Source organism: Burkholderia sp. Bp8963 (genome assembly GCF_003854275.1).
GTDB lineage: Bacteria > Pseudomonadota > Gammaproteobacteria > Burkholderiales > Burkholderiaceae > Burkholderia.
In genome coordinates, this window is sequence record NZ_QTQP01000032.1 from 40,687 (window position 1) to 62,722 (window position 22,036).

The 22,036-nt window shown below is 66.1% G+C and carries 21 protein-coding genes and 1 tRNA gene; 8 read left to right on the forward strand and 14 right to left on the reverse strand.

The window, feature by feature from the left end:
* Positions 1–5: 5 nt before the first annotated feature.
* Together ptsP and nagE are read left to right on the forward strand one after the other, a co-directional pair.
* On the forward strand, positions 6–2,588 hold the full coding sequence (ptsP, locus tag DID96_RS24450) for a phosphoenolpyruvate--protein phosphotransferase (RefSeq protein ID WP_124601833.1): 2,583 nt from the start codon (positions 6–8) through the stop codon (positions 2,586–2,588).
* A 122-nt stretch (positions 2,589–2,710) separates the two neighbouring features.
* A complete protein-coding gene (gene nagE / locus DID96_RS24455) occupies positions 2,711–4,486 on the forward strand; it encodes an N-acetylglucosamine-specific PTS transporter subunit IIBC (protein WP_124601834.1) in 1,776 nt (591 codons plus the stop codon).
* Positions 4,487–4,640: 154 nt separating this feature from the next.
* On the opposite strand, the gene cydX is transcribed toward nagE, so the two are convergent.
* From cydX to rpoH, 5 genes are all read right to left on the reverse strand, one after another.
* On the reverse strand, positions 4,641–4,745 hold the full coding sequence (gene cydX, locus DID96_RS24460) for a cytochrome bd-I oxidase subunit CydX (RefSeq protein ID WP_124601835.1): 105 nt from the start codon (positions 4,743–4,745) through the stop codon (positions 4,641–4,643).
* 64 nt (positions 4,746–4,809) lie between these two features.
* A complete protein-coding gene (cydB, locus tag DID96_RS24465; protein ID WP_124601836.1) occupies positions 4,810–5,946 on the reverse strand; it encodes a cytochrome d ubiquinol oxidase subunit II in 1,137 nt (378 codons plus the stop codon).
* A 37-nt stretch (positions 5,947–5,983) separates the two neighbouring features.
* Complete coding sequence (locus DID96_RS24470) at positions 5,984–7,561, reverse strand: cytochrome ubiquinol oxidase subunit I (protein WP_124601837.1); 1,578 nt, start codon at positions 7,559–7,561, stop codon at positions 5,984–5,986.
* Positions 7,551–7,826, reverse strand: a complete 276-nt coding sequence (cydP, locus tag DID96_RS24475) for a cytochrome oxidase putative small subunit CydP (RefSeq protein WP_185732348.1) — start codon at positions 7,824–7,826, stop codon at positions 7,551–7,553. The genes DID96_RS24470 and cydP overlap by 11 nt, the downstream gene beginning before the upstream one ends.
* Positions 7,827–8,127: 301 nt before the next feature.
* Positions 8,128–9,063 carry an RNA polymerase sigma factor RpoH gene (gene rpoH, locus DID96_RS24485; RefSeq protein ID WP_124601840.1) on the reverse strand — a complete coding sequence of 312 codons (936 nt, stop codon included), beginning with the start codon at positions 9,061–9,063 and terminating at the stop codon, positions 8,128–8,130.
* 360 nt (positions 9,064–9,423) lie between these two features.
* Between rpoH and DID96_RS24495 the strand changes: the two genes are divergently transcribed.
* Together DID96_RS24495 and DID96_RS24500 are read left to right on the forward strand one after the other, a co-directional pair.
* Entirely contained in the window at positions 9,424–9,993 is a 570-nt protein-coding gene (locus DID96_RS24495) for an acyloxyacyl hydrolase (RefSeq protein ID WP_124601842.1), read from the forward strand.
* Between the two features lie 45 nt (positions 9,994–10,038).
* Positions 10,039–10,422 carry a nuclear transport factor 2 family protein gene (locus DID96_RS24500; protein ID WP_124601843.1) on the forward strand — a complete coding sequence of 128 codons (384 nt, stop codon included), beginning with the start codon at positions 10,039–10,041 and terminating at the stop codon, positions 10,420–10,422.
* 152 nt (positions 10,423–10,574) lie between these two features.
* Here DID96_RS24500 and leuA read toward each other — a convergent pair whose 3' ends face one another.
* On the reverse strand, positions 10,575–12,221 hold the full coding sequence (gene leuA / locus DID96_RS24505; protein ID WP_124601844.1) for a 2-isopropylmalate synthase: 1,647 nt from the start codon (positions 12,219–12,221) through the stop codon (positions 10,575–10,577).
* Positions 12,222–12,568: 347 nt separating this feature from the next.
* Complete coding sequence (ybiB, locus tag DID96_RS24510) at positions 12,569–13,552, reverse strand: DNA-binding protein YbiB (RefSeq protein ID WP_124601845.1); 984 nt, start codon at positions 13,550–13,552, stop codon at positions 12,569–12,571.
* Positions 13,553–13,746: 194 nt separating this feature from the next.
* Between ybiB and maiA the strand changes: the two genes are divergently transcribed.
* On the forward strand, positions 13,747–14,391 hold the full coding sequence (gene maiA, locus DID96_RS24515; protein WP_124601846.1) for a maleylacetoacetate isomerase: 645 nt from the start codon (positions 13,747–13,749) through the stop codon (positions 14,389–14,391).
* A gap of 66 nt (positions 14,392–14,457) precedes the next feature.
* Here maiA and ftsY read toward each other — a convergent pair whose 3' ends face one another.
* Positions 14,458–15,648 carry a signal recognition particle-docking protein FtsY gene (ftsY, locus tag DID96_RS24520; RefSeq protein ID WP_124601847.1) on the reverse strand — a complete coding sequence of 397 codons (1,191 nt, stop codon included), beginning with the start codon at positions 15,646–15,648 and terminating at the stop codon, positions 14,458–14,460.
* A gap of 222 nt (positions 15,649–15,870) precedes the next feature.
* Between ftsY and rsmD the strand changes: the two genes are divergently transcribed.
* The 3 genes from rsmD to DID96_RS24535 are packed head-to-tail and all read left to right on the forward strand — an operon-like array spanning position 15,871 to position 17,351.
* On the forward strand, positions 15,871–16,485 hold the full coding sequence (gene rsmD / locus DID96_RS24525) for a 16S rRNA (guanine(966)-N(2))-methyltransferase RsmD (protein ID WP_124601848.1): 615 nt from the start codon (positions 15,871–15,873) through the stop codon (positions 16,483–16,485).
* A 39-nt stretch (positions 16,486–16,524) separates the two neighbouring features.
* Positions 16,525–17,025, forward strand: coding sequence for a pantetheine-phosphate adenylyltransferase (coaD, locus tag DID96_RS24530; protein WP_124601849.1), 501 nt, complete (start codon positions 16,525–16,527; stop codon positions 17,023–17,025).
* 59 nt (positions 17,026–17,084) lie between these two features.
* On the forward strand, positions 17,085–17,351 hold the full coding sequence (locus DID96_RS24535) for a YfhL family 4Fe-4S dicluster ferredoxin (RefSeq protein WP_124601850.1): 267 nt from the start codon (positions 17,085–17,087) through the stop codon (positions 17,349–17,351).
* A 49-nt stretch (positions 17,352–17,400) separates the two neighbouring features.
* On the opposite strand, the gene hisC is transcribed toward DID96_RS24535, so the two are convergent.
* From hisC to ispE, 6 genes are all read right to left on the reverse strand, one after another.
* Positions 17,401–18,468 (reverse strand): histidinol-phosphate transaminase, encoded by a 1,068-nt coding sequence (hisC, locus tag DID96_RS24540; RefSeq protein WP_124601851.1) that lies wholly within the window; start codon positions 18,466–18,468, stop codon positions 17,401–17,403.
* A gap of 60 nt (positions 18,469–18,528) precedes the next feature.
* Positions 18,529–19,131, reverse strand: a complete 603-nt coding sequence (pth, locus tag DID96_RS24545) for an aminoacyl-tRNA hydrolase (protein WP_124601852.1) — start codon at positions 19,129–19,131, stop codon at positions 18,529–18,531.
* Between the two features lie 109 nt (positions 19,132–19,240).
* Positions 19,241–19,846 (reverse strand): 50S ribosomal protein L25/general stress protein Ctc, encoded by a 606-nt coding sequence (locus DID96_RS24550; RefSeq protein WP_124601853.1) that lies wholly within the window; start codon positions 19,844–19,846, stop codon positions 19,241–19,243.
* Positions 19,847–20,007: 161 nt separating this feature from the next.
* A complete protein-coding gene (locus DID96_RS24555) occupies positions 20,008–20,970 on the reverse strand; it encodes a ribose-phosphate pyrophosphokinase (protein WP_124601879.1) in 963 nt (320 codons plus the stop codon).
* A 45-nt stretch (positions 20,971–21,015) separates the two neighbouring features.
* Positions 21,016–21,092, reverse strand: a tRNA-Gln gene (locus tag DID96_RS24560).
* A 51-nt stretch (positions 21,093–21,143) separates the two neighbouring features.
* Complete coding sequence (gene ispE, locus DID96_RS24565) at positions 21,144–22,025, reverse strand: 4-(cytidine 5'-diphospho)-2-C-methyl-D-erythritol kinase (RefSeq protein WP_124601854.1); 882 nt, start codon at positions 22,023–22,025, stop codon at positions 21,144–21,146.
* Positions 22,026–22,036: the final 11 nt, after the last annotated feature.

The window sequence follows — 22,036 nt, forward strand, 5'->3', positions numbered from 1 at the left end:
CGCCGATGAGACGCGCCGAGGAGTCCCAGTTGAAGAGCCCCACCCACGATCAGTTCGTTCTGCTGGCCCCGCTGACGGGGCCGATCGTACCGCTGGCCGACGTGCCCGATCCGGTGTTCTCCGGCGGGATGTTCGGCGACGGCATCGGCATCGACCCGCTCGCCGGCAAGCTCGTCGCGCCGTGCGCAGGCATCGTGTCGCACCTCGCGCGCACGGGCCACGCGGTAACGATCACGACGCCGCAGGGTGCGGAAGTGCTGCTGCACATCGGCATCGACACGGTCGAGCTGAACGGCCAGGGCTTCACCGCGCGGGTCGAGGCCGGCGCGCGTGTCGACGCGGGCGACCTGCTGATCGAGTTCGACCAGGATGCGGTTGCGCGCAGCGCGCATTCGCTCGTGTCGGTGATCGCGATCGCGAATTCCGATGCGTTCGAGGTGATCGATCGCGCGCAAGGCTCCGCCACAGCAGGCGAGACGCCGCTCCTCACGCTGCGCGGCAAGGGCGAAGCGGGCGTGCAGGCGGCGGAGGCCGGCGCCGCGGCGATGAACGAGGTGCGCCGCGCGATTCGGCTGACGCAGCCGGGCGGCCTGCACGCGCGGCCGGCCGCGCGGGCGCGCGAGGCGGCGCGCGGTCTCGACGCGCACGTCGACGTGCACTATGACGGCCGCAAGGCGCCGATCGAGAGCGTGGTCGGGCTGCTCGGCCTTGGCGCCGGCGAACAGGCGACGATCGAGCTGGTCGGGCGCGGCGCGCAGGCGCAGCAGGCGGTCGATGCGGTCGCAGACGAACTGCTGCGCGAGGCGCATGGCGAGGTCGACGAAAAACCGGCGCGCACGCTGTCGCCCGCACCGCAGGCGCTCGTGCGCAACGCCGGCGCGCCCCTGGAACCCAACACGCTCGCGGGCGTGTGCGCGGCCCCCGGCATCGCGGTCGGCACGCTGGTGCGCCTCGACGATGCAGAGCTCACGCCGCCCGAGCAGGCGAGCGGCACGCCCGCGTCGGAGAGTCGCCAGCTCGACCAGGCGCTGAAGGCCGTCGACGCGGAACTCGACGTCACCGTGCGCAACGCATCGGCGCGCGGCGCGGTCGGTGAAGCAGGGATCTTCGCGGTGCATCGCGTGCTGCTCGAGGATCCGACGCTGATCGACGCGGCACGCGACCTGATCAGCCTCGGCAAGAGCGCGGGCCATGCGTGGCGCGCGACGATCCGCACGCAGATCGACACGCTGTCGAAGCTCGACGATGCGCTGCTCGCCGAGCGCGCGGCGGACCTGCGCGATATCGAGAAGCGCGTGCTGCGCGCGCTCGGCCATGCGAACAGTGCGGCGCGCACGCTGCCCGACGAAGCCGTGCTGGCCGCCGAGGAATTCACGCCGTCCGATCTCGCGTCGCTCGATCGCGAACACGTGACGGCGCTCGTGATGGCACGCGGCGGCGCGACGTCGCACGCGGCGATCATCGCGCGCCAGCTCGGCATTCCGGCGCTCGTCGCGGTCGGCGATGCGCTGTACGCGATTCCGGACGGCACGCAGGTCGTCGTCGATGCAAGCGCGGGCCGGCTCGAACATGCGCCGACCGCGCTCGACGTCGAGCGTGCGCGGCACGAGCGCCAGCGTCTTGCCGGCGTGCGCGAAGCGAACCGCCAGACCGCGGGCGAAGCCGCCACGACGGCCGACGGCCGCGCGATCGAGGTCGCCGCGAACATCGCGACGCTCGACGACGCGAACACCGCGGTCGACAACGGCGCGGACGCGGTCGGCCTGCTGCGCACCGAGCTGATGTTCATCCATCGCCAGGCGGCACCGACGGCGGCCGAGCACCGCGACAGCTACCAGGCGATCGTCGACGCGCTGCAGGGCCGCACCGCGATCATCCGCACGCTCGACGTCGGCGCGGACAAGGAAGTCGACTACCTGACGCTGCCGCCCGAGCCGAACCCGGCGCTCGGCCTGCGCGGCATCCGCCTCGCGCAGGTGCGCCCCGACCTGCTCGACGACCAGTTGCAGGGCCTGCTCGCGGTGAAGCCGTTCGGCGCGGTGCGGATCCTGCTGCCGATGGTCACTGATGCGGGCGAACTGGTGCGGTTGCGCAAGCGCATCGACGAATTCGCGCACGCGATGGGCCGCACCGAGCCGATCGAGGTCGGCGTGATGATCGAGGTGCCGTCGGCGGCGCTGCTCGCCGACCAGCTGTCGCAGCACGCGGACTTCCTGTCGATCGGCACCAACGACCTGACCCAGTACACGCTCGCGATGGACCGCTGCCAGGCCGATCTGGCCGCGCAGGCGGATGGCCTGCATCCGGCCGTGCTGCGCCTGATCGACATCGCGGTGCGCGGCGCGCAGAAGCACGGCAAGTGGGTTGGCGTGTGCGGCGCGCTCGGCGGCGATCCGCTCGCGGTGCCGATCCTCGTCGGCCTCGGCGTGACCGAACTGTCGGTCGATCCGGTGTCGGTGCCGGGCATCAAGGCGCGCGTGCGCCGACTCGATTACCCGCTGTGCCGCCAGCGCGCGCAGGATCTGCTCGCGCTCGATTCGGCGCAGGCGGTAAGGGCAGCAAGCCGCGAGATCTGGCCGCTCGACTGAGCATCGGCGGCGGACTCGCAACGCGTTTCAACGGTTTCAATATCAAAGGAGGGGCGGTGCATGCATGGAAGCGCCATGCGTGCACCCACCCTTGATCAATGGAACAAGGATAGGAGGACTGAATGGACGGAAATCCGTTTCTGAAGATACAGAGCCTGGGCCGCGCACTGATGCTGCCCATTGCAGTGCTGCCGGTCGCCGGCATCCTGCTGCGCCTCGGCCAGCCGGACGTGTTCAACATCAAGATGATCGCCGACGCGGGCGGCGCGATCTTCGACAACCTGCCGCTGCTGTTCGCGATCGGCGTGGCGGTCGGCTTCGCGAAGGACAACAACGGCGTCGCGGCGCTCGCGGGTGCGATCGGCTACCTGATCGAAACCGCGATCATGAAGGACATCGATCCGAAGCTGAACATGGGCGTGCTGTCCGGGATCATCGCGGGCGTGGTCGCGGGCTTGCTGTACAACCGCTACAAGGACATCAAGCTGCCCGACTACCTCGCGTTCTTCGGCGGCAAGCGTTTCGTGCCGATCATCACGGGTCTCGCGTGCGTGCTGCTCGGCATCGTGTTCGGCTACGTGTGGCAGCCGGTGCAGCACGCGATCGATGCGGCCGGCCAGTGGCTGACGACCGCGGGCGCGATCGGCGCGTTCGTGTTCGGCTTCCTGAACCGGCTGCTGCTCGTCACGGGCCTGCACCACATCCTCAACTCGCTCGCGTGGTTCGTGTTCGGCAACTTCACGCCGCCGGCCGGTGGCGAGCTCGTGCACGGCGACCTGCACCGCTTCTTCGCGGGCGACCAGACCGCCGGCACCTTCATGGCCGGCTTCTTCCCGATCATGATGTTCGGCCTGCCTGCCGCGTGTCTCGCGATGCTGCACGAGGCGCCGAAGGAGCGCCGCGCGGTGGTCGGCGGCCTGCTGCTGTCGATGGCGCTCACATCGTTCCTGACCGGCGTGACCGAGCCGATCGAATTCAGCTTCATGTTCCTCGCGCCGGTGCTGTACGTGATCCACGCGCTGCTGACGGGGCTGTCGCTCGCGATCTGCCAGCTGCTCGACGTGAAGCTCGGCTTCACGTTCTCGGCGGGCGCGATCGACTACGTGCTGAACTACGGGTTGTCGACGAAGGGCTGGATCGCGATTCCGCTCGGCATTGCATACGGCATCGCGTACTACGGGCTGTTCCGCTTCTTCATCCGCAAGTTCAACATGGCGACGCCGGGCCGTGAGCCTGCGACGGCCGACGCGGCGGCCGAGTCGCTCGACGCGGGTGTCGGCGTCGCGCCGATCGCGGCTGCCACCGCGCCGCGCGCACAGCGCTACATCGCCGCGCTCGGCGGCGCCGCGAACCTGACAGTCGTCGACGCATGCACGACGCGCCTGCGCCTGAGCGTCGTCGATCCGGGCAAGGTGTCGGAAGCGGACCTGAAGGCGGTCGGCGCGCGCGGCGTGCTCAAGCGCGGCGGCAACAGCGTGCAGGTGATCATCGGGCCGGAGGCGGACATCATCGCCGACGAAATGCGCACGGCGATCGGCGGCGGTGCTGCGGCAAGCACTGAGGCAAGCGCTGCGGTGCCGACGGTTGCCGCTGCACCGGCGGCCACGGCTGCGGTCGGCGCGGCCGGTCCGCTCGATCCGGAGCCGGCACGCTGGCTCGCGGTGTTCGGCGGCGCGACGAACGTTGCGTCGCTCGACGCGGTGGCGACCACGCGCCTGCGTGTCGTCGTGCTCGATCCGTCGGCGGTCGATCGCCAGCGCCTCGAATCGCTCGACGTCGCGTGGGTCGGCGCCGACACGTTCCACATCGTCTGCGGCAGCGCAGCGTCGCGCTACGCGGAGCAGCTCAATGCGCGCCTGCCGGCGGCGGGCGGCGGGGCAGCCGCGCAGCCGGCCTGACGTCGCGCGGCGATGGCGGCAGTGATTCCCCGATCGTGGCCGCACCCGGAAACGAAACACGGCGCCCGAGGGCGCCGTGTTTCATTGCGGGTGGGTTTGCGTTGCGCGGGCTGTCAGGCCGCGCCCGCAGCGGGCCGCGTCAGTTCGCGCGTACTTACGCTTCCTGCTTGCTGCGCTGTCGCGCTTCGAGCCACATCGCGTTGATGATGCCGAACGCGAGCGCGACGCCGATACCGAGAATCCAGCTGAAATACCACATGATCCGACTCCTTGCGAAACGGGGGAGGGCGGGGCGGGGGGGCGCCTGCGCGCCCCGGCCCGGTTCAGTACATCGAGTGCGTGTTTTCCTCGAGCGCCTGGCGCGTGACCTTGCCGCGCATCACGCGGTACACCCAGCTCGTGTAGAGCAGGACGATCGGCAGGAACACGATCACGGCGAACAGCATCACCTGCAGCGTCATGTGGCTCGACGTCGAGTCCCATACCGTCAGGCTGCTCTTCGGGTCCAGCGACGACGGCATGATGAACGGGAACATCGAGAAGCCCGCGGTCAGGATCACGCCGACGATCATCAGGCCCGTGCAGACGAACGCGGTCTTCTCGAGGCGCGAGCCCGCGAGCAGCAGTGCGAGCACGCCGCCCGCGATGCCGACGACAGGCGCCGCGATCATCCACGGATATTCGCCGTAGTTCGCGAGCCACAGGCCCGACCCGGAGGCGACATCCTTGAGCAGCGGGTTCGCGACCGTGTCGGTGGGCGCGGCGTGCGTGATGTGATAGCCGCCGATGTACGACGCGACCAGCACACCGGCGAGCACGAACAGCACGACGGCGAGGAACGCCGACGCGCGCAGCGCGACCGACGCGCGGCGCGCGATCACGCCGTCCGTCTTCATCTTGATGAACGCGGCGCCGTGCGCGACGAGCATCGTCAGGCTGACGAGGCCGCACAGCAGCGCGAACGGGTTCAACAGCGCCCAGAAGCTGCCGTGGTAGGTCACGCGCAGATCGGTGTCGAACTGGAACGGCACGCCCTGCAGCAGGTTGCCGAATGCGACGCCGAACACGAGTGCCGGCACGAAGCCGCCGACGAACAGGCCCCAGTCCCAGGCCGCGCGCCAGCGCGGGTCCGGCCGCTTGCTGCGGTAGTCGAAGCCGACCGGCCGGAAGAACAGCGCGAACAGCACGAGCAGCATCGCGAAGTAGAAGCCGGAGAACGACGCCGCATAGACGAGCGGCCAGGCGGCAAACATCGCGCCGCCGGCGGTGATCAGCCACACCTGGTTGCCTTCCCAGGTTGCGCCTACCGTGTTGACGATGATGCGGCGCTCGTCGTCGGTCTTGCCGAGGAACGGCAGCAGCGCGGTCGCGCCCATGTCGAAGCCGTCGGTGACGGCGAAGCCGATCAGCAGCACGCCGACGAGCAGCCACCAGATCAGCTTGAGAGTTGCATAGTCCATAGCGATTCCTTGTTCGGTGTCGGGTACGCGTGCGCCGTCATACGGACGCGCGCTCGGCGGCGATCAGCTCGTGGTGGTAGCGCCCCGTATGCAGCGACGACGGGCCGAGACGTGCGTACTTGAACATCAGCGTGATCTCGACGATGAAGAGCACCGTGTAGAACAGGATGAAGCCGGCGAGGCTCAGGTACAGGTCGGACGGCGTCAGGCTCGACGCGGACAGGTGCGTCGGCAGCACGCCCGCGATCGTCCACGGCTGTCGGCCCAGTTCGGCGACGACCCAGCCGAATTCGATCGCGATCCACGGCAGCGGGATTGCCCACACCGCGTAGCGCAGGAACCAGCGGCGGTTGTCCTGCAGCAGTTCGCGGCGCGCGCAGAACCAGAACGCGGCGACGAAGGTCGCGACGAACAGGAAACCGAGGAACACCATGATCCGGAACGAGAAGAACACCGGCGCGACGGGCGGGATGGTCTTCTTCGCGGCTTCCTTGATCTGCTCGGGCGTCGCGTCGGTCACGTTCGGCGTGAACTGCTTGAGCATCAGCCCGTAGCCGAGATACTGCTTGTGCCGGTCGAACAGCGCTTGCGTCGCGGCGCTCTTGTCGCCTTCCTTGAGCTTCTGCAGCGCGCCGTACGCGATCATCCCGCTCTGGATGTGCTCCTCGCTGTGCTTCGCGAGATCGCGCAGGCCGACCACCGGCTCGTCGATCGAGCGCGTCGCGATCAGGCCGAGCGCGTACGGGATCTTGATCGCGTAGTCGGTACGCTGCTCCTTCTGGTTCGGCAGGCCGATCAGCGTGAACGACGCGGGCGCCGGCTGCGTTTCCCATTCGGATTCGATCGCGGCGAGCTTCATCTTCTGCACTTCGCCGGTCGTGTAGCCCGATTCGTCGCCGAGCACGATCACGCAAAGCGTCGATGCGAGGCCGAAGCCGGCCGCGACCGCGAACGAGCGCAGCGCGAAGTCGGTGTCGCGCTTCTTCAGCAGGTACCACGACGACACGCCGAGCACGAACATCGCAGCCGACACGTAGCCGGCCGACACGGTGTGCACGAACTTCACCTGCGCGACCGGGTTGAAGATCACGTCGAACAGGCTCGTCATCTCCATGCGCATCGTCTGGTAATTGAACTCGGCGCCGACCGGGTTGTTCATCCAGCCGTTCGCGACGAGGATCCACAGCGCGGACAGGTTCGAGCCGAGCGCGACGAGGAACGTGACCATCAGGTGCTTGACCTTCGACAGGCGGTTCCAGCCGAAGAAGAACAGGCCGACGAACGTCGATTCGAGGAAGAACGCCATCAGGCCTTCGACCGCGAGCGGCACGCCGAAGATGTCGCCGACGTAGTGCGAGTAGTACGACCAGTTCGTGCCGAACTGGAATTCGAGCGTGATGCCGGTCGTCACGCCCATCGCAAAGTTGATCCCGAACAGCTTGCCCCAGAACTGGGTCATGTCCTTGTAGACCTGCTTGCCGGTCATCACGTACACGGCTTCCATGATCACGAGCAGCCACGACAGACCGAGCGTCAGCGGCACGAACAGGAAGTGGTAGAGCGCTGTGATGCCGAACTGCAGTCGTGACAGATCGACGACTTCGCTACTTATCATGTTGGTCTCCCTGGGTAGAAACGGGCGCCGGGACCGAGAGCAGCTTCTCGGCGACGGCGGCAGGCGGCAGCGACATGTGCTCGGCCTGCGGATGATTGAAGAATGCGTATTTGAGCGCCATCAGCAGGGCCAGCTTGACGATCAGTACGAAAGTGATGTCCCGGGCGAGGGTCGGGCCGCGGGCCCACGTGGCGATGCGGCCACGCCAGCCTGCCGACCCCGCGGCAGGTGATGCGGGCTTTTTGTCGATCGAGATCACGGCGATTATCCTGAATCGATTTAACGCGGGTTGGGGGCGACTTTACGTTGGATATATGACGGCTGTTAAGCGGTTTCTTAATCCTGTTGCGCCGGACATACCCATTCTAAAAGGCCGCCTTCGCCGCGCCGAGTGCTGCGCTGCGGCACACCGTCGCGAACGGCGCGGCGGGATTTGACGTAAATCAATGTTTTTCGGAAACGGCCTTTCGCGACTGAATACCCGATGAAATCGGTCAATCAATCGACGAAAAAAAACCGCTGCCGGGTGGCAGCGGTTTTGGTTACGACGCTTTGAATCAGTCGATTTACGCGTATTCGGCGAGTGCCGTGCGCATTTTCTTCATCGCGCTCGCTTCGATCTGGCGGATGCGCTCCGCCGATACGCCGAACTCGGCGGCGAGATCGTGCAGCGTCGAGCCGCCCGAGCCGTCGTCGTCGACGTGCAGCCAGCGTGCCTCGATGATGCGGCGGCTGCGCGCGTCGAGCGCGTCGAGTGCCTGCGCGATGCCGTCCGTCTGCAGCGAGTCGCGCTGACGCGCGGCGAGCACGGCGGTCGGCTCGTTGTGCGAATCGGCGAGATACGCGATCGGCGCATAGCTTTCCTCGCCGTCCTCGACCTGGCCTTCGAGCGCGATGTCGCCGCCCGACAGCCGCGTTTCCATCTCGGTCACTTCTTCGCGCTTGACGTTGAGCTCCTGCGCGAGGCCGTCGATTTCCTCGGGCGTCATCGCCTGCATGCCCTTCTTGTGGCTGCGCAGGTTGAAGAACAGCTTGCGCTGCGCCTTCGTCGTCGCGACCTTCACCATGCGCCAGTTGCGCAGGATGTATTCGTGGATCTCGGCCTTGATCCAGTGGATCGCATACGACACGAGACGCACGTTCTGCGCCGGATCGAAGCGCTTCACGGCCTTCATCAGGCCGATGTTGCCTTCCTGGATCAGGTCGCCGTGCGGCAGGCCGTAGCCGAGATAGTTGCGCGCGATCGACACGACGAGCCGCAGGTGCGACAGCACGAGGCGGCGGGCCGAGTCGAGGTTGTTCTGCTCGCGGAATTCGGTTGCGTACTGGCGTTCTTCCTCGGCCGTCAGCAACGGGATACGATTGACTGCCTGGATATAGGCGTCGATGTTGCCCAGCTGGCCCGGCAACATCGAATAGGTTGCGAGCGCCAGCGAGCCTGCCGATTCGGCCTTAGCGGACGCCGGGCTCAGGGTGTTCGGAAGGGTCAGAGCGTTGCTCACTTAAGAAAACTCCTTTGGAATCAGGGATGAACCCCGGTATCGGATGATTCCGCGGTCAATCTTAGCACTCCCTTCAACGGAGTGCTAATTCCTTAGAGGGGGCACGGGCTTTCGAGTTCCCGATTCTCTATCGATCTTGCGAGATCGATAGTGTTAGGCGTGACCACTCGAACGCCGGCAAGTTCCATAAGTCGTTGTTTTTCCGAGGATCAGGCAGACGGTTCCGATTTTTGTAGTTTAGGAAGCAAACCATTTCGCTCTGTGATGCCGATCGGAAAAGTCCTTTACCATAAGATTCTGTTCGCTCGATCCAGGCCGTCCGCGGCCGGTTCCATTCAACCCACAGAGTTGGAGTGTCAGATGAACAATAAGAAGAATGGTCGGCGGCACAGCCGAGTTGCGACGCATGCCGTTCTGGCTGCGGCATTGCTGGGCGGGTCCGGCGCGGCGTTTGCGGATCGTTGGGGGATTCAGGCGGGCGGCGGGTTTTCCGATCGCCATGGCATCGACAAGGGGACCCTCGGCGTCGTGTGGGATCCGGGCTGGACGTGGTGGGAGATCGGCGGCTGGCACTTCGCGTTCGTGATGGAAGGCCATGTCGGCTACTGGCACACGGGCGGCAACATCCACAGCAACCTGTGGGAGCTCGGCGCGACGCCGATGCTGCGCTTCATCAAGAGTGCGGGCGCGGTGCGTCCGTATATCGAAGCCGGCGCGGGCGTGCGGCTGCTGTCCCATCCGACGATTGCGACCAATTTCTCGATGTCCACCGCGTTCCAGTTCGCGGACACGGTCGGCGTCGGCGCCCAGTTCGGAGAACGGCAACAGTATCAGGTCGGCTACCGTTTTCAACATGTGTCTAACGCGGGTATCAAAGAGCCGAATCCTGGTATAAATTTCCACCAGTTCTACATGCAGTACAACTTCTGATTCGCACGCCCGCGCACGGCGTGCGCGTTGCCGAGGAGTCAGGCGATGGCGAAGGTGGTCGATGCGATCCGCGCGCTCGAGCGCGATCGGTTCCGCGCAATGGTGGACGGTGACGGCGAGGTGCTCGACGCACTGCTGTCGGACAAAGTGTTCTATGTCCATACCAATGGCAAACGGGAAACGAAGCAGCAGTTCATCGACGCCATCGCCGCAGGCCGCCGTCGCTATCGCCAGATCGAGGTCCAGTCGCAGGACGTGCTGCCCGTCGGCAACGAGACCTGCGTCGTCACCGGGCGCGCACTGATCGAGATGGAAACGAACAACGGCGGTCTCGTGTTTCCGATTGCCTATACCGCCGTGCAGACCCAGGAGCAGGGGCGCTGGCGCCTGCTTGCGTGGCAGGCGACGCGGTGCGCGACCGAGACATGAACGCGCGTGGCATTCCGCTTGGCATTCCTTTGCGTGTCTCTTCCGAAGCGGCCTTCTGGGCCGCTTTTCGTTGGCCCGTGCAACGCGGATCGCGTGTTGCACGGGTGGTCCTGCACCGCTCGCTGACCTTCTTCAAACCCTGATGCGGCCCGTCAGGCCGCCGCACGGCGATCGGCACAGTGCCATGCCGAGCGGTTGATCGCGCTGACGACGGCATCCATTGCGGCGGTCGCCGCGTCGGCATGCACGCCGACCCCATGCCGCAGCGGCGCGTCGCCGACCCGGCAACTGACGAACACCGCGGTGCGGCCGTCCGCCGTGCGGACATGCTCGCAGGAGCCGACGTCGACCGCCGCACCGGCTGCCGCCGCGAAAGCTGCGGCCACGCGCGGCACGGCCTGTTCCGGCGGCGCATCGGCTGCGCCCGCGCCGGCGATCTCGCGGTTCTCCCAGCGTGCCCCACTGCCGTTGCGGCTGGCGGGACCGTCAGTCTCGAGGAATTCGCGCGAGAACAGCGCGCAGATCTTCTCTCCCGTCACTTCCTCGCCGGATGCGTCGGCGATCGTCTGCACCGCATGGCTGAACTCGATCTGCACGCGGCGCGGCGGCGTGAAGCCCATCCCGCGTTCGAGCAGGAACGTCGAGCCGCCCTTGCCGGACTGGCTGTTCACGCGGATCACCGCGTCGTAGCTGCGGCCGACGTCGGCCGGATCGATCGGCAGGTACGGCACTTCCCAGATCGCGTCGGGGCGCTGCTGCGCGAAGCCCTTGCGGATTGCGTCCTGGTGCGAGCCCGAGAACGCGGTGAACACGAGGTCGCCCGCATACGGATGGCGCGGATGCACGGGAATCTGGTTGCAGCGCTCGACCACGCGGCGCACTGCATCGATATCCGAAAAATCGAGGCCCGGATCGATGCCCTGCGTGTAGAGATTCAGCGCGAGCGTGACGAGATCGACATTGCCGGTGCGCTCGCCGTTGCCGAACAGGCAGCCTTCGATGCGGTCGGCGCCCGCAAGCAGCGCGAGTTCGGCGGCGGCGACCGCGGTGCCGCGGTCATTGTGCGGATGCACGGACAGCACGATGCTGTCGCGATAGCCGAGGTTGCGGTCCATCCACTCGATCTGGTCCGCGAACACGTTCGGCATCGCGGCTTCGACGGTCGCCGGCAGGTTGACGATCATCTTGTGGTCGCGGGTCGGACGCCAGGTCTGCGCGACCGCATCGCACACTTCGCGCGCGAACGTGAGCTCGGTCATGCTGAAGGTTTCCGGCGAATACTGGTAGGTCCAGTGCGTGTCCGGGCGCGCCATCGCGTGTTCCTTGATCATTCGCGTCCCGTCGACCGCGAGCGCCTTCACGTCGTCCTTCGACATCCCGAACACGATGCGGCGGAACGACGGGCAGATCGCGTTGTACAGGTGCACGATCGCGCGCGGCACGCCGTCGAGCGCGTCGAACGTGCGGGCGATCAGATCCTCGCGCGACTGCACGAGCACTTCGATCGTCACGTCGTCGGGGATGCGCTTCTCGTCGATCAGCTTGCGCACGAAATCGAAGTCGGTTTGCGACGCCGACGGAAAACCGACTTCGATCTCCTTGAAGCCGATCGCGACGAGCATCTCGAAGAACTCGAGCTTCTGCTCGATGCTCATCGGCTCGATCAGCGACTGGTTGCCGTCGCGCAAATCGGTGCTCATCCAGACCGGCGCGCGCTCGATCGTGCGGGTCGGCCATTTGCGGCCATTGATGCGGACGGGTGCGAACGGTCGGTATTTCTCTTGCGGGTTGCGCTTCATCTTCTTGACCTCGGGGCTCAAGTCGCGAGCGAAGACGGACGGCATGAGCGACGGTTGACGCTGCCTCGCACCGGTGCGCACGATCGCGCGTCGGATGCGGATGATCTTCGCGATTCGGCCGACGGATAGACGGACGAAAGCTGACGACTTCGGGTTGTAAAAAACTGCGAGAAGGTACTGCGAGGAACTGCTGAGGAGGGACCGTGCGGACAGCGCACGGCGCTACGGCTGCCTTAGGCTAGTCGTAGCGATAGCGGCCGCGCTAGGCGGCCGGAGGTAATTCGGAGGGTGTTCGGAAAGGAACGCATGGCGACAACTCTATGCCAACTTGCCGGCGCGTGTCAAATTCAGGCGTCGATGCGAGCGATCCGCACGATCGTGTCGACTTGCCGCGCGACCGTCTCCGGCACCGGGATTTCGCCACGCAGCACCGCGTCCGTCCATGCGGCGGTGGTGCCCGCATCGCGCGATTCCGGCAGCGCGACGGGCGGCGCATCGGCCGACGAGCGCTCGGCTTCGATCAGCGCGTCGCAGACACCGTCGTGCAGCCAGTCGACCTGCACCTGGCGCCGCGTGTCGGCGACGGCCTCGCCCTCGGTGCCGCGCGCGAGCAGTGCGCCGCCCTGCGCGGCGTCCGGATGGTCGCGGAACAGCTGCGCGAGGCTGTCGCGATACGGCGGATGCGTGTAGTTGACGAGCCGCAGGCCCGCGGGCGCGAACGGCTGCAGGATCTTCACGAGCGTATGCGTCGAGTTGCGCACGCCGAGCACGCTGCGCATCGCCAGCAGGCGCGCGAGCCGCGGCGCGAGCACGTCGATCGATGCGAATGCGACGCGACGTTCGGCGAGCGTGTCTTCGATTGCATCGTGCGACGCCGACGGCGCGATCGACAGCGCCGCGAAGATCTCCGCGCTCGTCACGCGGCCCGGATCCCGCGTGACGCCATGCACGAGCACCGGCACGCCTTCGCGCGCGAGCAGCAGCGCGAGCAGCGGCACGAGGTTCGGCTGCTTGCGCGCGCCGTTGTAGCTCGGGATCGCCACCGCGCGAAACGCGCTGTCGCGCACGTGCACGGGTTCGAACGATGCATGCGCGGCGGCGAGCATCGCGGCCAGTTCGTCGGCGGTCTCGCCCTTCAGCCGGTAAGCGATCAGGATCGCGCCGAGTTCGACGTCCGACACGCGCGCATCGAGCATCGCACGGTACAGCTCGAACGTGTCTTCGGCGGACAGCGCGCGCGCGCCATGCGGACCGCGCCCGATTTCCTTGATGAAGCGGGCGCAGTGGAACGGTTCGGCCGCGGCAGCGGCGGGATCGTGGGAAGCGGTCATCGAAGCGTAGGGAGGCGGCGCGTGTCGCATAGGCGAGCGGGCCGCACGGACAGAGGTGGGAACCCTTCAAGTATCGCACGCATTCGCGCGGTTCTTGCAAGCGCGCGGCCGCGGGCCGGCGCGCTACACTCATGATCCCGGCAACGCGCGACCGTACTCCGGCCCCGGCCGAACATGACAACGAGAGACATCCGATGAAGCTTTACAGCTATTTCCGCAGTTCCGCGTCGTATCGCGTGCGGATCGCCCTGAACCTGAAGCAGCTGCCATTCGACTACGTGCCCGTCCACCTGCTGCGCGAGGGCGGCCAGCAGCTGAAGGACGAGTATCGCGCGCTGAACCCCGATTCGCTCGTGCCGACGCTGATCGACGGCGACGCGACGCTGCAGCAGTCGCTCGCGATCATCGAGTACCTGGAAGAGACGCATCCGGAGCCGGCGCTGCTGCCGAAGCAGCCGGCCGATCGCGCGTATGTGCGCACGATCGCGCTGCAGATCGCGTGCGAGATCCATCCGCTGAACAACCTGCGCGTGCTGAAGTACCTGAAGCACATGCTGCAGGTGCCGGAAGAGGCGAAGAACGACTGGTACCGCCACTGGATCGAGACGGGCTTCGCATCGCTCGAGGCGCGCCTCGCGAGCGATCCGCGGACCGGCAAGCTGTGCTTCGGCGATACGCCGACGCTGGCCGACATCTGCCTCGTGCCGCAGGTGTTCAATGCGAATCGCTTCTCGATCGACACTGCGCGTTATCCGACGATCCAGCGCATCGTCGATTACGCGGCGACGCTCGACGCATTCAAGGCAGCCGCGCCGGGCGAGCAGCCGGACGCGGAATGACGCAAGCAGCCGCATGAAAAAAGGGCGCCCTCGGGCGCCCTGGATCCGTGTCGGCGGCCGCGGCGTTCAGCCGAGCAGCGCGTCGGCGAATTCCTCAGCACTGAACGGCTGCAGGTCCTCGACCTTCTCGCCGACGCCGATGAAGTAGACGGGCACCGGACGCTGGCGCGCGATCGCGGCGAGGATGCCGCCCTTCGCGGTGCCGTCGAGCTTCGTGACGATCAGGCCCGTCAGCCCGAGCGCATCGTCGAACGCCTTCACCTGCGTGAGCCCGTTCTGGCCCGTGTTCGCGTCGATCACGAGCAGCACCTCGTGCGGCGCGCCGTTGTGCGCCTTCGCGATCACGCGCTTCACCTTCTTCAGCTCTTCCATCAGGTGCAACTGCGTTGGCAGGCGGCCGGCGGTGTCGGCCATCATCACGTCGATGCCGCGTGCGCGCGCGGCGCTGACCGCGTCGAAGATCACCGCGGCCGGATCGCCGCTCTCCTGCTGCACGACCGTCACGTTGTTGCGCTCGCCCCAGACCGTCAGCTGTTCGCGCGCGGCCGCGCGGAACGTGTCGCCCGCGGCCAGCAGCACCGACTGGTCGAAGCTCTGCAGGTGCTTCGCGAGCTTGCCGATGCTGGTCGTCTTGCCCGCGCCGTTCACGCCCGCGATCATCATCACGAGCGGCTGCGCGCGGCCGAGCGTCAGCGATTTTTCGAGCGGCTGCAGCAGCTCGACGAGCAGGTCGCGTAACGCGCCCTTGACCTGCTGCGGATCGGTCAGCCGGTCCGCCCGCACTTTCTCGCGCAATGCGTCGAGCAGGTATTCGGTCGCGTCGACCCCCGCATCGGACATCAGCAGCGCGGTTTCGAGCTCCTCGTACAGATCCTCGTCGATCTTCGTGTTGACGAAGACGTTCGTGATGCTGGAACCCGTCTTCGCGAGCCCGGTTTTCAGGCGGGCGAGCCACGACTTCTTCGCGGACGGATCCTGCGCCGGCGGCGGAACGATCTCGACCGTCTCGACGACTTCGTCGCGGCCGTTGCCGGTCGGCGTGACCGTCATCACGACGGACGGGGCGGCCGGCCTGGCCGGTGCGGTAGGCTGCGCTGCGGGGGCTGCCGGTGTCGCGGGAGCGCTTGCGGGTGCCGAAGACGCGTCGGCCGGACGCGTGCCGGCGGGCTGCGCTTCCGGTTGCGGCGCGTCGGCCGGCAGCGATTCCGCGGGAGTCGGCTCCTGCGTTTTCTTGAATCGTTTGAAGAAACTGAACATGGTCTGGCGTCAGGAAGAGGGCAGGCCGCCGCTGGGCGCGCGGACTGTGTGCGGGCCGTCGCGCGACCCCGTGCGGGCACGGCGCGCGATAGCCGAAGCCTCGCATTTTATCAGGCACCCGCGCAGCGCTCGCGCCAGCTTGTGGCGCCGCTTGTGGTAACGTGCGCCTGTTTGGCGGCGCGCCCCGTGCGCGCCCGGTCCCTGTCGTTCATTTTCCTTCGTATGTCCCGTTCATCTTCCGGCCGCCCCGCGGCCTCCACCAGCCGCGGCAAGCCGCACACGATCCGCATCATCGGCGGCGACTGGAAACGCACGCCGCTCGCGGTGCTGGATCTCGACGGCCTGCGGCCGACGCCCGATCGCGTACGCGAGACGCTGTTCAACTGGCTCGGCCAGGATCTTGGCGGGCAGCGCTGTCTCGACCTGTTCGCCGGCACCGGCGCGCTCGGCTTCGAGGCTGCGTCGCGCGGCGCGGCGAGCGTCGTGATGGTCGAGCGCCATCCGCGTGCGGCGCAGCAACTGCGCGCGATCAAGGACAAGCTCGGCGCGCGCACCGTCGAGATTGCGGAGGCCGATGCGCTGCGTCTCGCGGCCGGGCTCACGCCGGGCGCGTTCGACGTCGTGTTCCTCGATCCGCCGTTCGGCGATGCGGCGGTGCTCGAGCGGGCGATCGCGCTGACCGCGCCGCTCGTCGCGCCGGGCGGCATGCTGTACGTCGAGACGGGGGCGGAGCTCGACCCGGCCGCGCACGATGCGCTCGCCGGCTGGCAGATTGCAAAGCATGGCAAGGCAGGCGCGGTGCACTATCATTTGCTGCGACGCGAAAATGATGAATAATGCGCGTTCCAAACGAGACGTGATGACAGGAGGAGCGACATGGTAGTCGCCGTGTATCCGGGTACGTTCGATCCGCTGACGCGCGGGCATGAGGATCTCGTGCGGCGGGCGTCGAGCATTTTTGATACGCTGGTCGTTGGCGTTGCCGACAGCCGCGCGAAAAAGCCGTTCTTCTCGCTGGAGGAGCGGCTGGAGATTGCGAACGAGGTGCTCGGCCATTACCCGAACGTGAAGGTGATGGGCTTCACCGGCCTCCTGAAGGATTTCGTTCGCACCAACAACGCACGGGTGATCGTGCGTGGCCTGCGTGCAGTGTCCGATTTCGAATATGAGTTCCAGATGGCGGGGATGAACCGCTATCTGCTGCCGGACGTCGAGACGATGTTCATGACGCCGTCCGATCAGTACCAGTTCATTTCGGGGACGATCGTGCGCGAAATCGCTCAGTTGGGCGGAGATGTCAGCAAGTTCGTGTTCCCGTCGGTCGAGAAGTGGCTGACGGAAAAAGTGGCCTCGATGGGCCAGGGCCCGGCCGCGTGATGCGGCGCCGGTCGGCTTCTCCCGGAAGCCGACCACTGGCCTGATGAAGTGAGATCAGTATGGCTTTGACGATTACCGACGAGTGCATCAATTGTGACGTGTGCGAGCCCGAGTGCCCGAACGGCGCAATTTCGATGGGCCCGGAAATCTATGTGATCGATCCCCGCAAGTGCACCGAGTGCGTCGGCCATTTCGACGAGCCGCAGTGCCAGCAGGTGTGTCCGGTCGAATGCATCCCGCGCGATCCGCAGCACGTGGAAACGCACGAGCAGTTGATGGAGAAGTACCACGCATTGATCGCCGCGAAGGGCGACGACGCGTCGTGATGTGACGCAGGCCGGGCGGCATGCGCCGCCCGCGCCGTTTCCGGCTTCCTCAGCCCAGCAGGTCGCGCAGTGCCGCGACGAACGTGTCGCATTCGGCGTCGGTGCCGACGGTGATGCGCAGATGCTGGTCGATCCGCGGCAGCTTGAAGTGCCGCACGAAAATTTCCCGTTGCTTCAGCCGCGCTGCGAGCGTGGCCGCATCGTATGCCGGATGGCGCGCGAACACGAAGTTCGCGGCCGACGGCACGACGTCGAATCCCAATCCCTCGAGCGCCTGCGTGAGCCGCGTGCGGCTGTCGATCACGCGCTGGCAGGTTGCGCCGAAGTAGGCGTCGTCTTCGTATGCCGCTTGTGCGGCGACCTGCGCGAGCCGGTCGAGCGGATACGAGTTGAAGCTGTCCTTCACGCGGTTGAGCGCTTCGATCAGCCCGGCGTCGCCGAACGCGAAGCCGACCCGCATTCCGGCGAGCGAACGCGCCTTCGACGTCGTATGGACGACGAGCAGGTTCGGGTAGCGGTCGATCAGCGAGATCGCCGACTGTGCGCCGAAGTCCACGTATGCCTCGTCGATCACGACGGGAGACGACGGATTCGCGGCCGCGATCCGCTCGACGTCCGCGAGTGGCAGCGCGCGCCCGGTCGGCGCGTTCGGGTTCGGGAACAGCACGCCGCCCGCATCGTCGAGGTAGTCGTCGACGCGGATCGAGAAGTCGTCGGCGAGCGGCAGTGCGTCGTAGCGCACGCCATACAGGCGCGCGTAGGTCGGGTAGAAGCTGTACGTGATGTCGGGGAAACGCAGCGGCCGGTCGTGCTTGAGCAGCGCCTGGAACGTGTGCGCGAGCACCTCGTCGGAGCCGTTGCCGGCGAACACCTGTTCGGGCGCGATGCGGTGATGGGCGGCGACCGTCTCGCGCAGCTTGCGCGCGAGCGGATCGGGATAGCGGCGCAGCGTGTCGCCGGCGTCGCCGAGTTCGTGCGCGATCGCCGCGACGACACGTGGCGACGGCGGATAGGGATTCTCGTTGGTGTTCAGCTTGACCGGGTGCGCGAGCGCGGGCTGTTCGCCCGGCACGTAGGGCACGAGTTGCTGAACGACGTCGCTCCAGTAACGGCTCACCGCTAGGCTCCTGACAAGGTAAAACAACGAGATTACCTCATGCGCGGCAAAGCGGTGCGGTCAGTCGTTGCGATGCAGCAGCATCGTCGCGCGGTCGAGCTCGCCCTTGACGACCATCGGCATCACGGCAAGCGCACGTTCGATCGACGCGTCGATCACGTCCTGCTCTTCGCGGCGCGGCGGCTTCAGCACGAAATTCGCGACGTCCGGCTTCGCGCCGGCGCGCGCGCTCTCGGGGATCAGGTCGCGCGGGTGGCCGATGCCGATTCGCAGCCGCCAGTACTGCTGCGACGACAGGTGCGCGGAAATGTCCTTGAGGCCGTTGTGGCCGCCGCTGCCGCCGCCGCGCTTCAGCTTGACGGTGCCGGGCGGCAGGTCGAGTTCGTCGTGCGCGACGAGGATCTGGTCCGGCAGGATCTTGAAGAATTGCGCGAGCGCGACGACCGACTGGCCGGAACGGTTCATGTACGTCTGCGGCTCGAGCAGGTGGACTTCCTCGCCGTGCAGGCGGGCCTTCGCGTAAAAGCCGTGGAAGCGGCGCTCGTCGCGCAGCGTGGCGCCCGCTTCGCGGGCCAGCTGGTCGACCAGCCAGAAGCCGGCGTTGTGGCGCGTCGCGGTGTATTCCGCCCCGGGATTGCCGAGGCCGACGATCAGTTTGATCATGACGTTTCGAAGGCGGCAGCGGGCCGCCTGGGCGCAAAAAAAGAAAAACCCGCCGGGCAAGCCGCGGCGGGTTGCGTCGACCGTTTCGGAAAACGGATCGAAATGGCGCTTAGGCAGCCGGCGTTTCGCCTTCAGCCGCATCCGCCACGGCGCCAGCCGGCAGGGCTGCCGACGCGACGACCGGGTTTTCAGCGTCGACGTGCGCGGTCAGCGCGACGCCCTTCGGCAGTACGATGTCCTTCGCGTGCAGCGACTGGCCAGCTTCGATCTTCGACAGGTCGAGTTCGACGAATTCCGGCAGGTCGACCGGCAGGCACTCGACTTCGATTTCCGTCACGACGTGCGCGATGATCGCGCTTGCCAGCTTCACAGCCGGGCTCGTCTCGGCGTTCACGAAGTGAACCGGCACCTTCGTGTGCAGCTTCTTCTTCGAGTCGACGCGCTGGAAGTCCACGTGCAGCACGAGTTGCTTGAACGGGTGGTATTGCACGTCGCGCAGCAGGACTTGCTGCGACTGGCCGGCCACTTCGAGGTCGAGGATCGACGAGTGGAAGGCTTCCTTCTTCAGTGCGTGCCACAGCGCGTTGTGATCGAGCTCGATCATTTGCGGCGCTGCTTCACCACCGTAGACGATACCCGTGGTCTTACCGGCGTTGCGCAGGCGGCGGCTCGCACCCGTACCTTGCAGTTGGCGCTCGAAAGCGACGATTTTCATGTGTTTCTCCATTTGCTGCCCGCGACCAGGCAGTAAAACGGGGCCGTCGACAGCGCGGCCCCCGATGATACGGCCGGGGTTTCGTAAGTCCCGGCCGATTGTGCAAAAAGCGAAGCGTTGCCGCTTCGCTTTCTACGCATGCTTGACTTGTCGGTATCCGATCAGGATTCCGCGAACAGCGACATCACCGAATCGCCGCGGCGGATCCGCGAGAACGTCTCGGCCAGCAGGCTCGCGCTCGTCAGCGAGCGGATCTTCGAGCACGCCAGCGATTCTGCGGACAGCGGGATCGTGTCGGTGACGACCAGCTCGTCGAGCGCCGATGCGGCGATGCGCTCGGCTGCGCCGCCCGACAGCACGGGGTGCGTCGCATACGCGAACACCTGCTTCGCGCCGCGGTCCTTCAGCACTTGCGCTGCCTTGCAGAGCGTGCCGGCGGTGTCGACCATGTCGTCCATGATCACGCAGGTACGGCCTTCGACTTCACCGATGATGTTCATCACTTCGGCGACGTTCGCCTTCGGGCGACGCTTGTCGATGATCGCGAGATCGCAGTTGAGCTGCTTCGCGAGCGCACGGGCGCGGACCACGCCGCCGACGTCCGGCGATACGACGAGCAGATCCGAGTAGTTCTGCTTGCGCAGGTCGCCCAGCAGGATCGGCGTTGCGTAGATGTTGTCGACCGGGATGTCGAAGAAGCCCTGAATCTGGTCGGCGTGCAGATCCATCGTGATGATCCGCTCGACGCCGGCGATTTCCAGCATGTTCGCGATGACCTTCGCCGAGATCGCGACGCGCGCCGAACGCGGGCGGCGATCCTGGCGGGCATAGCCGAAGTAGGGGATGGCTGCGGTGATCCGGCCTGCGGATGCGCGCTTCAGCGCATCGACCATGATCATCAGTTCCATCAGGTTGTCGTTGGTCGGCGCGCACGTGGATTGCAGGACGAAGACGTCCTTGCCGCGCACGTTTTCCTGGATCTCGACCTGGATCTCGCCGTCGGAGAAACGGCTGACCATTGCCTTGCCGAGGGGAATACCAAGGATATTGACGACTTCCTGAGCAAGCGCGGGATTCGCGTTACCAGTAAAGACCATCAGGCCGTCATGGGCGTGGCTGCTCATCATGCACCTGCTTCGGGCTTGGGCGGGAAAATGCGGGAAAATTTATGGCAGGGGAGGAAGGACTCGAACCCTCGCATGCCGGAATCAAAATCCGGTGCCTTGACCAACTTGGCGACTCCCCTACACTTAACTGAATCTTCGCCGGACTGTAGGCCATCCGACAAAGCAAAACTTCATGACGCGAAAGAGAAGAGCGGATGCTCGTTCAAACTCTCGGCAACTGCGCCATTCCAACCGGCGGGCAGTTTGGCTTTCACCGCTTCTGCCTCGTGCTTGCTGCGAAACACCGCAAACACGCTAGCTCCGGAGCCGGTCATCCTCGCGGGGGTCACATCATACAACCATTTGACCACCTGCGCAACTTCCGCGTACTTACTTGTCACAACTTGCTGCATATCATTCCGACCGAAACTATCTGGCCATCCTGCGTCGCTGCTTTGTCGTGCAAGAAAGTCTGTAATTGTGACGGGCTTTGAATCTCTTGTCAACAACTTATCTGAAAATATTTCAGCAGTCGGGACATGAACGCTTGGCGTCACAACCAGGAACCAGCGAGTCGGCAATTCTACCTCAGCTAATTCTTCTCCGATACCCTCTGCGAACGCATTTTTTCCAAAAATAAAAAACGGCACGTCGGCGCCGAGTTTCACCGCGAGCGATTGCAATTCCGCGCGCGGCAGATTCAGCTGCCACAGACGGTTCAGCGCGAGCAGCGTCGTTGCCGCGTCGGAGCTGCCGCCGCCGAGGCCCGCGCCCATCGGCAGGCGCTTGTCGATCTCGATATCGACGCCGGCCGCGGTACCCGTGTGCGCTTTCAGCAGGTTCGCCGCGCGCACGACGAGATCGCTTTCCTCGGGCACGCCGGGCACGTCGGTCGCGCGCGCGACCTTGCCGTCGTCGCGCAGCGTGAAGTGCAGCGTATCGCCCCAGTTCAGCAGTTGGAACACGCTCTGCAGGTCGTGATAGCCGTTCGGACGGCGGCCGGTGATGTGCAGGAACAGGTTGAGTTTCGCGGGCGCAAGGCAGTTGCGCAGCGAGCGGGTCGAGTCGGTCATGCTGGTGTCTG

Excerpts from the sequence above, each read along its gene's own strand:
- DID96_RS24550 (WP_124601853.1), bottom strand. The coding sequence starts at position 19,846 with ATGAAAATCGTCGCTTTCGAGCGCCAACTGCAAGGTACGGGTGCGAGC.
- DID96_RS24470 (WP_124601837.1), bottom strand. The coding sequence starts at position 7,561 with ATGATAAGTAGCGAAGTCGTCGATCTGTCACGACTGCAGTTCGGCATC.
- rsmD (WP_124601848.1), top strand. The coding sequence starts at position 15,871 with ATGTCCCGTTCATCTTCCGGCCGCCCCGCGGCCTCCACCAGCCGCGGC.
- ispE (WP_124601854.1), bottom strand. The coding sequence starts at position 22,025 with ATGACCGACTCGACCCGCTCGCTGCGCAACTGCCTTGCGCCCGCGAAA.
- cydX (WP_124601835.1), bottom strand. The coding sequence starts at position 4,745 with ATGTGGTATTTCAGCTGGATTCTCGGTATCGGCGTCGCGCTCGCGTTC.
- leuA (WP_124601844.1), bottom strand. The coding sequence starts at position 12,221 with ATGAAGCGCAACCCGCAAGAGAAATACCGACCGTTCGCACCCGTCCGC.
- DID96_RS24500 (WP_124601843.1), top strand. The coding sequence starts at position 10,039 with ATGGCGAAGGTGGTCGATGCGATCCGCGCGCTCGAGCGCGATCGGTTC.
- ftsY (WP_124601847.1), bottom strand. The coding sequence starts at position 15,648 with ATGTTCAGTTTCTTCAAACGATTCAAGAAAACGCAGGAGCCGACTCCC.
- nagE (WP_124601834.1), top strand. The coding sequence starts at position 2,711 with ATGGACGGAAATCCGTTTCTGAAGATACAGAGCCTGGGCCGCGCACTG.
- DID96_RS24535 (WP_124601850.1), top strand. The coding sequence starts at position 17,085 with ATGGCTTTGACGATTACCGACGAGTGCATCAATTGTGACGTGTGCGAG.
- maiA (WP_124601846.1), top strand. The coding sequence starts at position 13,747 with ATGAAGCTTTACAGCTATTTCCGCAGTTCCGCGTCGTATCGCGTGCGG.
- DID96_RS24495 (WP_124601842.1), top strand. The coding sequence starts at position 9,424 with ATGAACAATAAGAAGAATGGTCGGCGGCACAGCCGAGTTGCGACGCAT.
- coaD (WP_124601849.1), top strand. The coding sequence starts at position 16,525 with ATGGTAGTCGCCGTGTATCCGGGTACGTTCGATCCGCTGACGCGCGGG.
- DID96_RS24555 (WP_124601879.1), bottom strand. The coding sequence starts at position 20,970 with ATGAGCAGCCACGCCCATGACGGCCTGATGGTCTTTACTGGTAACGCG.
- ybiB (WP_124601845.1), bottom strand. The coding sequence starts at position 13,552 with ATGACCGCTTCCCACGATCCCGCCGCTGCCGCGGCCGAACCGTTCCAC.
- pth (WP_124601852.1), bottom strand. The coding sequence starts at position 19,131 with ATGATCAAACTGATCGTCGGCCTCGGCAATCCCGGGGCGGAATACACC.
- cydB (WP_124601836.1), bottom strand. The coding sequence starts at position 5,946 with ATGGACTATGCAACTCTCAAGCTGATCTGGTGGCTGCTCGTCGGCGTG.
- ptsP (WP_124601833.1), top strand. The coding sequence starts at position 6 with ATGAGACGCGCCGAGGAGTCCCAGTTGAAGAGCCCCACCCACGATCAG.